The sequence below is a fragment of the Shimia litoralis genome (assembly GCF_005518135.1).
GTDB classification, from domain to species: Bacteria; Pseudomonadota; Alphaproteobacteria; order Rhodobacterales; family Rhodobacteraceae; genus Shimia_E; species Shimia_E litoralis.
This window is the reverse complement of the sequence record NZ_SULI01000007.1, coordinates 1-16,729: the sequence shown is the minus strand read 5'-3', so window position 1 is coordinate 16,729 and position 16,729 is coordinate 1. Positions and strand designations below refer to the sequence as shown.

Genomic DNA, 16,729 nt, shown 5'->3' with positions numbered 1-16,729 from the left:
CACGGGCCAATCATGAGCGATATGACATATCAAAGCAAAAGCGGACGAGGGCGCATTTTACCCTTTTTGGCGATTATTGTGATTGCGGGGATTGGCGCTGCGACATTGGGCGATATCTTGAGCTATCAGGCCCTGCGAGACAATCGCGAGGCGCTGCTGGCTTATCGCGACGCGCATTACGGGATTACGGTGCTGGTATTCATGGGAATATACACAGCAATTGTGGCGTTTTCCTTACCTGGGGCGCTTGCCGCGTCGCTCACTGGGGGGTTCTTGTTCGGCACGTTTGCGGGATCATTGATCAACATTACATCGGCCACTTTGGGTGCGACCCTGATTTTTCTTGCGGCGACATGGGGTTTTGGCGAACGCCTTTCTGCACGCATGGATGCGGCCGACGGACGTGTGAAAAAGATCAAAGAGGGAATCGACGACAATCAGTGGTCGATGTTGTTTCTGATCCGGTTGGTTCCGCTGGTGCCGTTTTTTGTCGCGAATCTTGTCCCTGCGCTTGTGGGGGTTCCGCTCGGTCGGTTTGTTGTGTCGACGTTCTTGGGAATCATCCCTGGCGCTGTCGTCTATACGTCGGTTGGTGCCGGTCTGGGCGGGGTCTTTGAACGTGGCGAGACGCCGAACCTTGGCGTGATCTTCGAACCACAAATTATCCTGCCGATTCTCGGGCTGTGCGCACTGGCAGCATTGCCCATTGTGATCAAGGCGATCCGCGGGGGCAAAACACTATGACGACACATATGAAAACCGACTTGCTTGTCATCGGGGCCGGATCAGGTGGCCTGTCCGTTGCTGCAGGCGCGGTGCAAATGGGCGCGGATGTTGTTCTTCTGGAAGGGCACAAGATGGGCGGCGATTGCCTGAATTACGGATGTGTTCCGTCCAAAGCGTTGATCGCAAGTGGTAATGTGGCCCACCTGCAGGCGCATGGCGCAGACTTTGGCGTCTCGAATGTGGTGCCCCGCGTCGATTATGCCGCTGCCAAAGATCATGTGGCGGATGTGATTGCGCAAATTGAACCAAATGATTCAATTGAACGGTTCGAGAGCATGGGCGTACATGTGATTTCTGAGTTCGGCAGTTTTGTGTCACCTACCGAGGTTCAGGCCGGTGACACGCGGATCACTGCGCGGCGCATCGTTATCGCGACGGGGTCGTCACCGATGGTGCCCCCAATTCCCGGCCTTGAGACGGTCCCGTATCTGACCAACGAAACCCTTTTTGACCTGCGCGCGCAACCCGAGCACTTGTTGGTGATCGGCGGTGGGCCCATTGGCATGGAAATGGCACAGGCCCATCGACGCCTAGGCAGTCAAGTCACGGTGATTGAAGGGGATAAGGCCTTGGGTCGCGATGATCCGGAAATGGCCGAGATTGTCCTAACCGCACTGCGATCAGAAGGTATTCAGATCGAAGAAGATGCACTGGCTGCCGAAATACGGGGGCATGCAGGTGCAATCGAAGTCGAGACAAAAGACGGGCGTATCTTTCGCGGCTCACATCTTTTGATGGCCGTCGGGCGCAAGCCCAACATTGATCGTTTGAACCTTGAGGTCGCCGGTATTCAAACACATCGCGCCGGTATTCAGGTCGATGAAAGCCTGAAAACCACCAATCGCAAGGTGTATGCAATTGGAGACGTGGCAGGGGGTGCACAATTCACCCATGTCGCAGGGTATCATGCGGGGGTTATCATTCGGTCTGCTCTGTTTGGGTTACCCGCCAAGCAACGCGTCGATCACATTCCCTATGCGACCTATACGAATCCCGAGTTGGCCCAGATCGGCCCGACCGAGGCGGACGCGCGCAAGCTTTATGGTGCCAAGCTTGATGTGGTCCGGTTTGATTTCCACCATAATGACCGCCTGCTTGCCCAGCGACAGGCGAAGGGCTTGATCAAGGTCATGGTCGTCAAGGGGCGCCCCGTCGGGGTATCCATTGCCGGACCACAGGCGGGTGAGCTGATTAACCTATGGGCCTTGGTGATTGCGAACAAGCTCAAGATGTCGGCGGTTGCGGCGATGGTCTCGCCGTATCCGACAGTCGGCGAGATCAACAAACGGGTTGCCGGGGCCTATTTCTCGCCAAAACTGTTCGAGAACCCTATGGTGAAACGTGTGGTGGCCTTTACCCAGCGATGGTTGCCCTGATTATGGCCCATAGTCGAATGACACAGGATTAATATGCTCAATACGCTTTCAGGCCGTTTCCTGATTCTGACCACCATCTTTGTGATGCTGGCAGAGATATTGATTTTTGTGCCGTCCGTGGCGCGGTTTCGCGAAGATTACCTGTTGTCTCGACTGGAACGTGCCCAAATCGCATCGCTCGCCTTGTTGGCCGATGACATGATTGATGCAGATCTCGAGGCCGAACTGTTGCGCAACGCCGAGGTCTTTAACGTGGTTTTGCGGCGCGACGAGGTTCGGCAATTGATGCTGTCTTCACCCATGCCGCGTCCGATTGATGAGACATTTGATCTGCGTGCACCCGCGGCGACCGAGTTGATAAAAGATGCCATGATGCGTCTGTTCGATCGCGAAGAGCGGGTCATTCGGGTCATTGGCGCGCCCGTTCGCGAGGCTGGACTGTTGATCGAGGTCACCATGCAAACCTCGGGGTTGCGTATGGCCATGATTGATTACGGCCTGAATATTCTTGTGCTGTCTGCAGTGATCTCGGTGATTACGGCCTTTCTGTTGTTTCTTGCAGTACGCGCAACGTTGGTACGTCCGATCAAGGGAGTCGTGGGGTATATGCAGTCTTATGCGGCGGCCCCCGAAGATGCGCGCCGGATTATTCAGCCCTCTGCCGGTGTTGTTGAGTTGCGAGAGGCCGAGGAGGCCCTGCAGTCTCTGCAAATCGAGTTGACGGCATCCCTGAAGCAAAAAGAACGCTTGGCGCAGTTGGGCGGGGCGGTGGCCAAAGTCAGCCACGATCTGCGCAATATCTTGACGACGTCGCAACTGTTTACCGACCGCATCGAGATGAGTGAAGATCCGACCGTCAAGCGGATGGCGCCAAAGTTGGTCAACTCGATCACGCGCGCGGTCAATCTGTGCGAGAGCACATTGGCCTTTGGCAAAGCAGAAGAACCGCCGCCCAAGTTGACCCATGTGTCGTTGATCGACGTGGTGGATGATGTGTTCGATGGGGAACGCCTTGCGATTGGCGATTTTGATCTCAGCCTGTCCGAAGATATTCCGGCGGGTCTATCCTTGCGGGCTGACCCCGAACAGCTGTTTCGCGTGATTTCGAATTTGGTTAGAAATGCGCGGCAGGTGATCGTGGCACGCGGGGAGCGGGCAGAAATTTCTGTGGCTGCTCATGAGGATACCTCTGCATGGTACATTCAAGTTGCAGATACTGGACCAGGGCTGCCGTCTAAAGCGCAAGAACATCTTTTCCAACCTTTCCAAGGTGGGATTCGCAAAGGTGGCTCTGGTTTGGGGTTGGCAATTTCCTCGGAACTGATCCGTGGGCATGGCGGGAGCCTCAGCTTGGTGGGCACTGGAGAGACCGGAACCACCTTTGAAATATGCCTTCCCAAAGGGGATGTTGCAGATATTTGATTTTTTCGGGATTTAGCACTTGCGCACCCTCTGAACTCGGTCTAAATCCCACTCAAACGCGCTCTGGTAGCTCAGCTGGATAGAGTACCTGACTACGAATCAGGGGGTCGGGGGTTCGAATCCTCCCCAGAGCGCCATTTATTCCCTCACAGAATTATATCATTGGTTTTTACATTCATTTTGTTGAACCATCGTCGTTGGGTTCGTTATTTTTTGAATCCGGTTTGTTCTACCGAAGCTTCGAAAACCCTTAATTGATTGTCCGTCGTCAGAGTTTTTGGAACCAAGAGCGGCGTAAACTAAGAGAGTGTTCGGCTCATCTGGTTGGTGTGATTATGCGGCGCGTTGGCTGTGATGCAAGCGTCGCGCTTCGAGCGTCTTTTGTTTGATCCTCTCCCGTTGTTGCAGAATGGCTTTGTCCCGACCGAAGTAGACATCGGCTGGCGTGACGTTCTTCAGGCTCTCGTGATAGCGCTGATGGTTGTAGTGATTGACGAACGCTTCGATCTGAGTTTTGAGATCTCCCGGCAGGAAGTATTTTTCCAGCAGAATGCGGTTCTTCAGGGTTTGATGCCATCGTTCCACTGCCCGGCAGTGCATTGCGCAGCAATGTCACGAGAGGGATCTTGCCTTGGGTTTGTGGATGGTACGGCGCACCACGACTGTGTTTCATACCTTTGTCCTGTAACCATTCAGCCAAGTCGGCAGAGACATAACTTGAGCCGTTGTCACTGAGCAGTCTTGGCTTGTGGACGACATGAACCTGATCACAGCCAGATGCCTGCAAGGCCAGATCGAGGGTGTCTGTCACATCCTCAGCCCGCATGGTCGTGCAGAGCTTCCACGAGATGATGTAGCGGCTGTAGTCGTCCAGAATCGTGCTGAGGTAGAACCAGCCCCACCCCAGAACCTTGAGATAGGTAAAGTCGGTCTGCCACAGCTGGTTGATCGCCGTTGTCTTGTGCTCGAACTCGTTTGCAGCTTTCAGCACGATGAACGCCGGGCTGGTGATCAGGTCCAACCTTCACTGCGGCAGCTTGGATATGCCGTGGTGGCAAAACAAGAAGTACTTTCACCTAGCGCTTCTCAAAATGTAAAAGCGGCCCAATCTGAAGGCTACGCTTACTAAACCCTCAAACTGAACCACAACATCAGTTCAAAGTGGCGACCTTCAAAATGGGGCACTTGCGGTTATCTGAATCAACACAGTCCGTTTGCCCGAATGCGCAGATTGCATTTAGGCGCTCGTGCCAGAGCTGTTTTAACCCCGCCGAAACAGCTTTAGAGGGGCTAACATTGGCAGCAATAGGTCAAGGCGTCCGAGTTCATGCAAGTTGTTGAAACTGAATGCTTAATGTACCTCTAGTCGGCGGGGGGCTAAATATCAATTGCAAGTTGGGGGCAGTTTGGGCGAGTGTTCCTAACATTTGGCACGCATTTACTTGCATAACTCGGACAAGAACATGACAAACGCTAACGCCGAGGAAACAAAAGAAATGCGCCGCGCAGGCGTAAGGCGGCGAGGGGCACTTTGCCAAAGCTGGCACTACTAAACTCGGACATAGCGTCCGTGTTTGTTCGATATTGTCAGTATCGGACTAAGAAGCCTTATTTCTAACAGTTTTTTTGGTCGGCGTGTGGCGATCAAAACAAATTCAAACTCGAACGTTATCCCATTACCAGCTTTGTGAGACGAAGGGCGGATAGAAGACGTTCGCTGCGGGAGGCGCCAAAGGCTGCTTTGCGGGCTCAGCGCCTCCCAAAAACAGGGGCAAAGGTGTCAGCGCGTCATTCGGAACGTTACATTGGTGTGACCCAAATTGGCGATGAATAGGCTCTTTCTTGTTGCCACGGTTCAAGATGAGAAGGTCGATCCACGCCAAACACCAAAGCATCAAATGTGGTCCAGCGCGGCGTCGGGATTTCCAGAACACGGACATAGTAAAACGCGCGTTGGCTTGGATCAAAATCGAGATCTTCCCAAAAAGCCTCGAGAAATGGGGACCCTATTGAGTTGCGGTACGTTGCGGTTTCAACATCAACGGTATTGCCAACCAGCGGCAGCTTGTTGTCATCCCCAACAACACGGTCATCTGACCATGCGACGTCGAAAACCTGTTCGTTCAGATCGCCAGCCTTTGTGAGCCACCCCTTAACAATCTGAACACGATCAAGATTGGCCCCATTTGGATCACGCATCGCACGAACCAGAAGTTTCGGCGCGGGTGTTTGGTCATCAGCGATCAAATCGCCACCCATAGGCACTCCGTTTGCATAGCCAAATTTGGCAAAATCGGAACGGGTAAGGTCATCTCTGTCAAAACCGAACCCTGCGAAAACGCGGACGCGCATACGTGTGCCGGTTGTTGCAAAGACTTCTTTGCGCATGAGCGCGTCCCAAATCGCCTCGCGTGTGTTTTCACGTGCCCAGACTGCGGCAAGCCCTGCCGCAAGCCCGTCTGCATGCGTCAAGTCATCAGATGGATCATCGGGGGTAAAACGCCCTGTGATACGCTCTTCAAAGCGATGCGGATTGGCCGAAGGTTCAACAAGCGACACCTTGCCGAAGAAGTTGCTTTCCTGCGCTGTAGACAGACCCGTATGAGAATCCGTAGACCCAACCACGCCAAATTTGAACGGGTTCACCCCAAGATCATCTTCATAGGCCATGCCGCGCTTCCATGCGCTTCGGGCATACTCTTTTGGCAACATATCGTTTGTCTTGGGTTCTGGTCCAAAGCTGCCTTTGTCCCAAGTTCCATAGTCCGCAAAATCATCCTGTGGCGACAACAGGGGGTGTGCTTCTCCATCCCCTTTGATCTGGGTAATCTCATAGATCGGTTCCCACCGTTGACGGCGCAACGCATAGTCGCGATCAATCGGCTCGCCGGAGAGGGTCGTATCATCAAACATCAGTCCGTTTGACAGGTTACCATTGTGCGGGATTGCCAGCACCTGCCCTCCAGTCAAACTTTCGTAGTTTTCAAGCCAGTCCCAAAGCTTTTCGGGGTCTTCGGAATCATAGGCACTAAATGGAACAATTTGGTCTGCCAGTGCTTTACCGTCCCGGAATATGATGTTCCGATGCAAGTTGTTGCCGTTTGGTCCAGACGTCCATTCATAGCCGATCAACGCGGTAAATGCGCCGGGCTGATTGTGCTGTTCAGCAGCAGCCGTTACGCGCGGCCACATGGCCTCGCTGAAACCAGTTCCGGCAAGCGGGTCGGTGACGATGTTAAGCGCGTCTTGCATCCAAGTATCATATGACAAGGCCCGAGATTCATCTGTACGCGGTGCATAAATTTCGCTGATCTTGCGCCCCCACTCATTCTCCAGCAGAGCGGGGCTATCTTCTTCAAGCGCAATTGGCAGGCCAAGGTTTTCGGCATGGTCCGTCACCACCAACCAATCTAGTGGCTGCTGCAAACGCGCAGGAATTCCATTGGACGAGGTGATTTCTTCGCCTTTGGCAAACTTGTAGGCGTCATCTGGGGTCAGAATTGCCCCAACCAGACCGGCATCGGCCGAGTAAGCAGTGTGTAAATGTGTGTCACCAAAAAAGACCTGATTTGGAAAATCGTCATTTATGTAAGGTGAGTACTCGATTTCCTCAGTCGGCTGAGACCCCAGATCACCCAATTCTTGGGACATGGCTTGATGAGCGAGGGAAAGAGCGCAGCCAAGAAAAACGGCGCGGTAAATCTGATGGGTTGCGAAATTAGCCATTGTGAATTCCTGTTTGCCTACTTGGTCCATCGCAATTTTTTTGCTGTCAGCAACATCCTACGACAGACGAGAGACAAATTCAGCATCTATCGATAGCAGGTACAGAAACAAACAGCTCAAACAACGGTGTCTATTGCTCGAAGCAATAAGGGACCGTAACGGAAAGGGGCGATATCGTGAAACCGATAATGCGTGGAAATGCATTTCAAACCAGACTTGCGCTGCGTCGCGCACCAACGTCCGGTCAGAGACCTTGATGGACGCCCTTAATGGAGGGACGTAGTGCAGCGAGTGAGACCAAAAACCCAAGGTCGTGATGACAGCAAGGGGCACTCCAACTGAATGGACCAGCCGTCACGAGGGCAAGGAGCCTGTCCGGCTTCCGGTTTTACTATTCGTGCATCAGGGCCTAAAAGCAGAAAACCGTCTTGCGAGCGACGTCTACAAAACTCGAATGAAAGCGTCCCCATGGCCACAAAATCGAAGCTGCACCCCCGCAATCAGCATTCAGAAGGGTATGATTTCGAACGTTTGATGGCGCAGATGCCTGATCTAGAAGCCTTCATGACCCGTAATCCTGCCGGTCAAAATACGATTGACTTTAAAGACGTGAACGCGATCCGTATGCTGAATCGGGCTTTGCTAAAGGCGCATTACGAGGTTGATTTTTGGGACATTCCCGCCGGTTACTTATGCCCACCAATTCCCGGCCGGGTCGATTACATCCACTATCTCGCGGACTTGCTTGCGGAAAGCAACAACCAAGAGATCCCACGTGGGCATCATATCAAAGCGTTGGACATCGGCACTGGTGCAAGCTTGGTTTACCCCCTTACCGGGCAGAGTGAGTACGGCTGGCACTTCACTGGCGTCGATATCGACGCGGGGGCGATCAAATCGGCAAAGCAAATTTGTGACCGAAACAAATTGGCAATAACACTTAGGCGGCAAAGCAAGCGTGAGAACATCTTTCGCGGTGTGATCCAGCCTAACGATGTCTTTCACCTCACCATGTGCAATCCACCTTTCCATGGGTCTATCGAGAAAGCGCGCAAGGGGACTCAACGTAAATGGGCCAACCTTGGCAAAGGGCGTTCAACAAACCTCAATTTTGGTGGGCAAAGTGATGAGCTTTGGTGTCCCGGCGGCGAGATTAAGTTTATTGCCCGCATGGTTGAACAAAGCATGGAGTTCGCCGATCAGTGCCTATGGTTTACATCATTGGTGTCGAAAAAAGACAACCTCCAGCCCCTCTCCCGAATTCTAAAAAGAGCTGGGGTTACTGACTATAAAGTCGTCGAAATGGCGCAGGGGCAAAAGACAAGCCGCTTTATTGCTTGGACTTACAAGAAGAAAAATCAACGCTCCTTGTTTATGAAACGAAACTGAGCACAGAGGTTTTTCATGCAACAATATCGGCTTCGGCGGCGCTGAATCGTAGGATTCCAAAATACCGTTGATGTCCGCTTTGGGCCGTTCACTACATCCGCCCCGTGTTGTCGAAATGCCATGTCTGCTTTGGGCTGGGAGCGGTCCTTTAGGTGGTTCGGTTTGAGAAGATTTCGCTGCAACCGTGCTGCCGCACCGCCGCAAGGCGGCTTCGAGCCCAAAGTGGCCGCACACTTCTGGGTTGCAACTAAGACGCATTCGGTTGAGACCATTATTGTGCGTCGGCAGAGTTTTTGGGTCCTGTCTGACGTCAGCGCTTGTTGGAGAGATTTGAGGGTTTGAGTAACGGAGGATTTCTGGTTCATCGGAACTGATATGGAGTGAAGATGAGACAGAAATCCGGACAATCGAAAGCCGCTGCTGACAAGGTAGTGAAAAGCATTCGCCGCAAAACCCGCAGGCATTACTCAGCCGAGGAGAAGATCCGCGTTGTTCTGGCAGGGCTGCGAGGCGAAGAAAGCATCGCCTCCTTGTGCCGCCAGGAAGGCATCTCTGAGAGCCTGTATTACAGCTGGTCGAAAGAGTTTCTTGAAGCCGGGAAGCGCCGTTTGGCGGGCGATACGGCCCGTCAGGCCACTTCGCCTGAGGTGAAGGATTTGCGGTCTGAGTCTGCAGCCCTGAAAGAGGTCGTGGCGGAACTGACCCTTGAGAACCGGCTGCTCAAAAAAAGCATGATCGGGGATGGGGAGGACGAGGCATGAGATACCCAGCCTCTGAGAAGCTTGAGATCATTCGAACGGTTGAAGCCTCGCATCTGCCAGCAAAACAGACGCTGGAAATGTTGGATATCCCCAGTTCTACGTTTTATCGTTGGTATGACCTTTATCTGGATGGCGGATTGGATGCTCTGCATGACAAATCCCCAAAGCCCAGATCGGTGTGGAACCGTGTCCCTGACGACATGCGAGACCAGATCATCGACTTCGCACTGGAAAACGAAGACCTGACGCCACGAGAACTGGCGGTGAAGTTCACCGACACCAAACGTTACTTCGTGTCGGAATCCACTGTGTACAGGCGGCTGAAAGAGCAGGATCTGATTGCCAGCCCGGCTTTTGTGGTGATTAAGGCCGCCGAAGAGTTCAAAGACAAAACAACGGCCATCAACCAGCTCTGGCAGACCGACTTCACCTACCTGAAAGTCATCGGATGGGGGTGGTTCTATCTCAGCACCATCCTGGACGATTACAGCCGTTACATCATCTCATGGAAGCTTTGCACGACAATGAAAGCAGGCGACGTCACAGACACGCTGGACCTGGCATTGGCCGCATCGGGTTGTGATCAGGCCACGGTTCTGCACAAACCGCGCCTGCTCAGCGACAATGGCTCATCCTACGTTGCCGGCGATCTGGCCAATTGGCTGGAAGAAAAAGGCATGGATCACGTTCGAGGTGCACCGTTCCATCCACAAACCCAAGGCAAGATCGAGCGCTGGCATCAAACGATGAAGAACCGGGTCCTGCTTGAGCATTACTATCTGCCCGGTGACCTGGAACAGCAGATCGAGGCCTTCGTCGACTACTACAATCACCGACGTTACCACGAGAGCCTGAACAACGTCACACCGGCCGATGTCTACTTTGGCAGGGCTGAAACCATTCTCAGAGAAAGGAAGAGGATCAAGAAACAGACAATCCAGAAACGCCGCTTGCAGCACCAGAAAGCTGCCGCCTAATATGAACCCAATGATGAACCAGAGCCTCGGTTAGCAAAAACGCTCAGTTCTCCAGAAAACTCTGACGACGGACACCCCTTCGCAAGGTACCCTGAAAGGAAAAATGTTTGTTTTTCGTCCGGATTGTCAGGTCATTAAATCCATATGCGATGTACGTGACGCCAACACCTTTATTGCCACGTGTTTCTCCTCCAGATTTAAAAGAGATACTTGGCGCAAGAAATGCCTTGAACTCAGCCTCTTCAAAGCCGCACCCATTATCAACCACTTCTATAGAGTTGTCAGTAAGGTCAATATTAACTTGAACCTTTGGAATAACGTCTTCCTCAGCCCGGCATCTTTTTTCAACCGCATCCATCGCATTTTGGATCAACTCCGAAAGAGGATCATAGTTGCTAACATATGACTTCAGAATATTCTTAATTTCACGCTTCTTGGCTGAGGCAAGGACATTTGCGTCTACCGTGTCGGCCGCCTCTAGTGGGTCCCAGCTCAATGGCTTATCGTTCAACGGCATCACTTCGGCTCCTCGAAGAATGTAGCGCCTAGAAGTGGCCCTACATTGGGATTGATTTCTGGAAACCTATGACACTTCCAAGGCATTAATACCAGGTTTCCCGGCCACAATTAGGACGTTCCCCCCCGCAATGTGACGGCATTTGCTCGAATCAAACCCAACATGGTGGCAGTTCAATAATCGAAACGTCGACCTTCCCCGCTCCCCTCCAAAACCCTGCAAACTGGGGAGTTCGGGGATGATGCAAGGGATCATGAGGGGAAAGGCCAACAGAACTGGCGGTGAATCGTGAAATGTTTTGAGTGTTTCGGGGAGCCAATCCGCTTGCTAGGGATGCGGTGGGGATATCCTCGGGGAGGTAGAACGCCTTATTATTCAATAAATTCAATACTCAACATATTATAGGGAGGTTAGGGAGGGGTATATAACGCATATGAGGAAAACACCTGTAACAGCATGTTTTGAAAAGACAGCGGGTGCCCCCTCCCCAGCGTCCCTCCTGTCCCCAAGGCGCGCGCACCCAACCGGCCTAAGTAGTTTGGGTCCTTCCTACAGCGCGTAACGTGGGTATATTCGCGCCCCGTTTCTTTGGACGCTTTTGGTTCTTGGACAAGTGGGGTTTTGGGTTGGGGTTGTTATTGTTTGACGGGCAGTGGAGTGCGATTTGAGTTGATCTCGAGTTGCCGTTGCGTGTTTTTGTGTTCGCGGGCCGGATTTCGCTAGGCGTGGGTGTCCCCACCAGGCCGGGATCAGTCCTCAATTCGGGCGCGGGGTCCTGGCCGGTGCGGTTCTCGGCACCTCTAGCCGATCCACTGGTCCAGTGGTCATTGCATCGTTCTGGTGTGCCCTAAGGGGCATTTGCGGTCCAGCCGCGTTTGCCTCCCCCTAGCGCGCGATGTTCTGATCTTGGGGAGTGTCCGTGTCTGTGACCCAACCGGGTTGCGGGGCACCCTCTTAGTTAACATCAATTCAAAGTTATTACCCATTGCAACACGGTGCGAACGCGCCTTGCAAAAAAAATGTTGACGTGAAAAAATCGTCACACCCTCTGGTTCCTAAGTCGAATGCAAATCAACTTTGGGAATCAGCATGGAAATGGACAATGCAGCCAACGATCCTATTACCTCGTTCTTAGCGGTATATACGGTCCGCGATCCATGGGGCCGGACCTCGACGTTGGAGTTCCACCAGGCTTTTGCCGCCTGGTATGCTGACTGGCAGGGCGAACCAATTTCCTTAGGCGATGGGAAAACCGGAAACGCGACTGTGCAGGACGGACTTTCCGCACACGGCATTCGCAAAATTAAATCCAATGGAAATATGACGTTTGCCGGAATCCGATGGCGCGACGCTACCGCCGTCCAAGCCCTATTGGCAAAACCTCCTGCGAAAAAGTGGCCTGACTATTCCGTTTCACCGCCCAATCCCGCCGCAAAGGATCAAAACATGACTAAAGGTAACAACACCACAGGCTCAACCGAAACTATCCAGCTTGGTCGGCCGCACGTCGTTGCGGCTTGTTTGGCGGTACTGACTCGCGAAATCCATTGTGCAGGTGTCGAACAACATGACGCCTTAGACCTCCTACGCGACGCCCCGGACAAGATCGAAGCGGCCTTGACGAGAGGCCCTGGGGCGTTGGTGGTGTATCGACTGGACCCAAACGGGGCGCGGGGTGTGGTTACAGATAGCGTGTCCCGTTTAGAGCGTTTTGTGGCAGCTGCCGAACATGAGTCCGCGCCGCTATTTGGGTTTTGCCCGGCCGCCATTGCTGAGTTGGCGACCCACATCGACGCGGGCGCGGCCTCTCTGAAAAAGGGCGGTTGATCATGACACACCAGCGATTTGCAGATTTAGAAACGCCCGCTTTCGGCCCCCAGGTCGCGGCAGAGGTGAAGGTGGAGGACCAGGGCCGGACGGTCCTTCTGTCCTTCTCGAGCGAAATTCCGGTCCTGCGGGATACTCCGATAGGAACGGCCTATGAGGTTCTGGGACATGATCCAAGTGAGGTTGACCTGTCACGGCTCAACACTGGATCGGCCCCGGTCCTCAAAGATCACCGGCGTGACGTGGACTCGATGGTAGGGACGGTAGTTTCCGCCCGGATCGAGGGGCGCCGGGGCCGCGCAGTTGTGCGGCTTGCAGACACGAAAGAAGGCAACTCAATGCTATCCCGCATCAAGGCGGGTGAAGTGCAATCGGTATCGGTGGGTTACGCCGTCCATGAGTTGAAACCAGCGGGCGAACAAGACGGGTATCCCGTTTTACGCGCCACTAAATGGGAAGCGGTAGAGGTCTCTCTTGTCGCGGTCCCGGCAGACCCCACGGTCGGGGTCGGTCGGACGCTGGCAGGTGGTTTTTCCGCGCCCCTCCCTCACATTCCGAAAGGTTCAAACATGACGACTCCCACCACAACCACCATGGAACACCAGCCTACCTTGGCTGTCGGTTCCGTTAGTTCCGAACGCCGCCGCGCATCTGAAATCTCCCTCCTAGGCCGCAAATTCAACATGCCTTCCGAAGATGTTGAAAGCGCGATTAAGGACGGCTTGTCAGTTGACGCATTCCAGTTCTCCATTCTGGACGACATGGGGACACGTGACGCGCCGACGACACGCAGCCGCATGGGTATGCCTGCAATCGCCGCCGCCGAACGTTCCTACTCCCTGTCTCGCGTCGCTCAAGCTCAAGTTACCAATGATTGGTCTCAAGCCGGTTTCGAGCGTGAGGTTTCGCAAGAACTGCAAGGCCAGATTGGGCGCAGCGCCTCAGGGACCTATGTCCCCACAGCTGCATTGGCAGGGCGCGCCTTAGTCACAACAGGGACCGCGCCTTCACTGATCGGCACGCAGCAGATGCACGACGCCTTTGTTGAAGTCCTAAAACCCCAGGTCCGGGTCATGGAGCTGGGCGCAACAGTCCTGCCTGGCCTGGTTGAAAACGTATCCATTCCACGTCAGACGGCCGGATGCTCCGCCGAATGGATCGCAGAAAACAGCGAGGCGGCCGAATCCTCGCCCGGCTTTGACGCCGTGACCCTGACCATGCACCAGCTTTCCGCTCACACGAGAATTTCACGCCGCCAACTCAAGCAAAGTCTGCCCGCCGTAGACCAAATCCTCACCAATGACTTGCGCGCGCAGATTGCGGTGGCCCTAGACAAGGCGGCTATTGCTGGGACAGGAATTGCCCCTGAACCAACTGGCATACTGAATATCGCTGGTATCGGGGACGTGACGATGGGGACGGACGGCGATTTCGTCATCTGGGCCAAGCTGATGGAGCTTGTCAGCACCGTTGAAGCAGCCAACGTTGATCCAGCGTCCTTGGGTTTTCTGTCCAACCGCAAGGTCAAAGGCTGGCTTATGTCCACCCCACGTATTTCTGGGACAGACACAATGATGCTTGATCCTGACGCGGCCGCAACGGCCGAGGGCTTACGCTTGGCGGGTTACAAAGCCAGGTTCTCGGGGAATGTGCCGTCAGACCTGACCAAGGGCGCGGGTGTGGACTTGTCAGCGCTTATCTTTGGAGCTTGGTCCGAGCTCCTAATCGGGCAGTGGGGCGGAATCGACCTAATCGTGGATGATGTGACGGAGGCCGCAAAGGGCAACGTCCGACTTGTGGCCCATTCCGAATGGGACATAGCGGTTCGGTATGCTGAATCGTTTGCAGCAATCCAGGATATTGAAACGCCCTGATCGGGTTTCGCTCCTGATCATTTCCCCGCCCGCTTACGCCCTTCCGTAGCGGGCGGGGATCACCCACACCCAGTAACGAGCCGGAGATACTGTGATGCAAGCTATGCCGTCCCATGACATTCACGCCGTCCCTTTACCGACACGTCGGGGGCTTTCCCGCGTTGAAGCGGCTGAATACATTGGGATCGGAACGTCAAAATTCGACGGTTTGGTCACGGATGGACGGATGCCAAAGCCCAAGAAAATAGACGGACGGCGCGTTTGGGACGTGCGATTAGTCGACAAGTTCTTTGAGGCCTTGCCCGGTGGCGATGATTCAGACCACAATCCCTGGGACGAATAGATGTTCGAGGGTGCTATGAAGTTTCGGTTAAAGTATGTTGTTGAAGACACCGACAGGCATGGCAACGTGCGACTATACTATCGCCGCAACGGGCGGAAAACACGCCTCAGAGGGCCAGCAGGATCGCCTGAGTTCTTACTTGACTATCGCGCCGCCGCTGCCGAACCAAAATCACCAACAAACAAGACTGAACAAACTGGCCGTGTTGTCCCGCGCAGCATCAGGTGGCTTTGCGTTCAATATTTCAAAAGCGCTATGTTCCAGGAATTGGACCCACGGACCCAAAAAGTCCGCCGCGCGATCCTGGAACGTTTTTGCCAGAATAAAGGTGATGGTGACAAACCGTTTGCCCTATTGCTTCACCGCCATATCCGCGTCCGCCGTGACGAGATGGCAGATCGCCCGGAGGCCGCGAACAGCATGGTCAAGGCTCTGCGGCAACTCTACCGTTTTGCCCTCCGCTATGATCACCACGAAGACAACCCCGCCGACAAGGTGGAATACCTCAAAGGCAATGCCGATGGGTTCCATTCGTGGAGCTTAGCAGAGATTGAAAAATTTGAAGACACCCACCCTATAGGGACACCAGCACGGCTTGCCCTTGCCTTGGCTCTCTACACCGGCCAAAGACGCGCTGATTTGGTCGTCTTTGGGAAACAGCATGTCCGAGACGGTTGGCTGATCTTCACCCAGCACAAGGGGCGAAACCGTAGTCCTGTCCGTTTGGAAATTCCAATCATTCAGGAATTACAGACAATCATTGACCAAACTCCAACTGGGGACCTGGCTTTCTTGGTCACGGCCTTCAACCGCCCGTTTACGTCAAATGGCTTTGGCAATCGTTTCCGCAAGTGGTGCGACGAAGCTGGGCTTTCAAACTGTTCCGTTCATGGCCTACGCAAAGCCGCTGCCGCGCGCCTGGCCGAACTAGGATGCACAGAACAGGAAATTATGTCGATTACGGGCCACCGGACCAGTAAGGAAGTGACCCGCTACACCCGTGCCGCCAGTCAAAAGACAAGGGCAGAGAGTGCGCTACGCCGCATGTCTGCGGAACAAACACCGGACAAAAGTGTCCCACTTTTAGATGGGGTTGTTTCGAGTGGGACAAAAGCGCAATCTAAATAACTGATATCAAATCAGTATTTAAAATAATGGTGCCCAGGGGCGGAATCGAACCACCGACACGAGGATTTTCAATGCAGGTGGCGATAGATTACTGTTCAATTACAGTGATATAGCGTGTCATATTTTTGGTGTGCGTAAAAGTGTGTTTTTGGTGATTTTGTGAGGATTGGGCGGGAATACTGTGTTGAACACGAGGTTTTATGCTTACTCGAGCATGTTAATTGTTAAAGTAGTTTGGTTTAAAAAAACCGCTTTCTTTATTCTCAATGGCTTTTTGAAAATAGCGTTGGAACACAGGATCGTTTGATAAACACCAGCCACCCTCAGTACGGCAATGTGGCAGCGCCCTTTCAAACGACTGCCGTGCGTCTTGCTGTGTGTATCCGTCTTGATCAGTTCGTGCATAATAGAACTGAGCAGATACTAAGGCTCGAAGAGATTCCCACATGACGATTTCGCAGGCGCGATAATGTAATTGCAGCTGCCCTTCAGCAGCAGTTTCCACTTGGCGCTTACGTTCAGATTGAGAATAAAAATATTGAAGTGGTCCTGCTTTTTAGGACAGGTTTGCGGCTTGGCTAAGATGCATCTGGTTTATGTTCA

At 53.5% G+C, this 16,729-nt stretch carries 12 protein-coding genes, 1 tRNA gene and 1 pseudogene; 10 read left to right on the top strand and 4 right to left on the bottom strand.

Annotated features, from left to right (window positions below; genetic code table 11):
• Nucleotides 1-12 precede the first annotated feature (12 nt).
• The 4 genes from FAP39_RS07665 (at nucleotide 13) to FAP39_RS07650 (ending at nucleotide 3,721) form a co-directional block, all read left to right on the top strand.
• Nucleotides 13-744, top strand: coding sequence for a TVP38/TMEM64 family protein (locus tag FAP39_RS07665; protein WP_138015814.1), 732 nt, complete (start codon nucleotides 13-15; stop codon nucleotides 742-744).
• The gene (locus FAP39_RS07660) at nucleotides 741-2,162 is read left to right on the top strand and encodes a dihydrolipoyl dehydrogenase family protein (RefSeq protein ID WP_138015813.1); all 1,422 of its coding nucleotides are present in this window, start codon (nucleotides 741-743) and stop codon (nucleotides 2,160-2,162) included. The genes FAP39_RS07665 and FAP39_RS07660 overlap by 4 nt, the downstream gene beginning before the upstream one ends.
• Before the next feature lie 33 nt (nucleotides 2,163-2,195).
• Entirely contained in the window at nucleotides 2,196-3,584 is a 1,389-nt protein-coding gene (locus tag FAP39_RS07655; protein ID WP_138015812.1) for a sensor histidine kinase, read from the top strand.
• 60 nt (nucleotides 3,585-3,644) lie between these two features.
• Nucleotides 3,645-3,721 (top strand) — tRNA-Arg (locus FAP39_RS07650).
• Nucleotides 3,722-3,917: 196 nt separating this feature from the next.
• On the opposite strand, the pseudogene FAP39_RS07645 reads toward FAP39_RS07650, so the two are convergent.
• A pseudogene (locus FAP39_RS07645) lies at nucleotides 3,918-4,602 on the bottom strand (transposase); the annotation flags it as partial.
• Nucleotides 4,603-5,384: 782 nt separating this feature from the next.
• A complete protein-coding gene (locus FAP39_RS07640; RefSeq protein WP_138015811.1) occupies nucleotides 5,385-7,310 on the bottom strand; it encodes a DUF3604 domain-containing protein in 1,926 nt (641 codons plus the stop codon).
• Between the two features lie 468 nt (nucleotides 7,311-7,778).
• Here FAP39_RS07640 and rlmF point away from each other — a divergent pair, with 468 nt between their 5' ends.
• Complete coding sequence (gene rlmF / locus FAP39_RS07635) at nucleotides 7,779-8,699, top strand: 23S rRNA (adenine(1618)-N(6))-methyltransferase RlmF (RefSeq protein ID WP_171006804.1); 921 nt, start codon at nucleotides 7,779-7,781, stop codon at nucleotides 8,697-8,699.
• 386 nt (nucleotides 8,700-9,085) lie between these two features.
• Nucleotides 9,086-10,437, top strand: a protein-coding gene (locus tag FAP39_RS07630; RefSeq protein ID WP_138015809.1) for an IS3 family transposase whose coding sequence is annotated in 2 segments (ribosomal slippage) — nucleotides 9,086-9,422 and nucleotides 9,422-10,437 — 1,353 coding nt in all. Because the reading frame shifts where the segments join, the coding sequence is not laid out codon by codon here.
• A gap of 43 nt (nucleotides 10,438-10,480) precedes the next feature.
• Here FAP39_RS07630 and FAP39_RS07625 read toward each other — a convergent pair.
• A complete protein-coding gene (locus tag FAP39_RS07625; protein WP_212743408.1) occupies nucleotides 10,481-10,954 on the bottom strand; it encodes an ATP-binding protein in 474 nt (157 codons plus the stop codon).
• 1,089 nt (nucleotides 10,955-12,043) lie between these two features.
• Here FAP39_RS07625 and FAP39_RS07620 point away from each other — a divergent pair.
• The 4 genes from FAP39_RS07620 to FAP39_RS07605 all read left to right on the top strand — a co-directional run bounded on the left by FAP39_RS07620 (nucleotide 12,044) and on the right by FAP39_RS07605 (nucleotide 16,126).
• The gene (locus tag FAP39_RS07620; protein WP_138015808.1) at nucleotides 12,044-12,781 is read left to right on the top strand and encodes a hypothetical protein; all 738 of its coding nucleotides are present in this window, start codon (nucleotides 12,044-12,046) and stop codon (nucleotides 12,779-12,781) included.
• A 2-nt stretch (nucleotides 12,782-12,783) separates the two neighbouring features.
• The gene (locus FAP39_RS07615) at nucleotides 12,784-14,655 is read left to right on the top strand and encodes a phage major capsid protein (RefSeq protein ID WP_138015807.1); all 1,872 of its coding nucleotides are present in this window, start codon (nucleotides 12,784-12,786) and stop codon (nucleotides 14,653-14,655) included.
• A 94-nt stretch (nucleotides 14,656-14,749) separates the two neighbouring features.
• Entirely contained in the window at nucleotides 14,750-14,998 is a 249-nt protein-coding gene (locus FAP39_RS17505) for a helix-turn-helix transcriptional regulator (protein WP_171006803.1), read from the top strand.
• Between the two features lie 255 nt (nucleotides 14,999-15,253).
• Nucleotides 15,254-16,126 (top strand): tyrosine-type recombinase/integrase, encoded by an 873-nt coding sequence (locus FAP39_RS07605; protein ID WP_246059008.1) that lies wholly within the window; start codon nucleotides 15,254-15,256, stop codon nucleotides 16,124-16,126.
• Nucleotides 16,127-16,343: 217 nt separating this feature from the next.
• Here FAP39_RS07605 and FAP39_RS07600 read toward each other — a convergent pair whose 3' ends face one another.
• Nucleotides 16,344-16,631 carry a hypothetical protein gene (locus FAP39_RS07600; RefSeq protein ID WP_138015805.1) on the bottom strand — a complete coding sequence of 96 codons (288 nt, stop codon included), beginning with the start codon at nucleotides 16,629-16,631 and terminating at the stop codon, nucleotides 16,344-16,346.
• Between the last annotated feature and the right edge of the window lie 98 nt (nucleotides 16,632-16,729).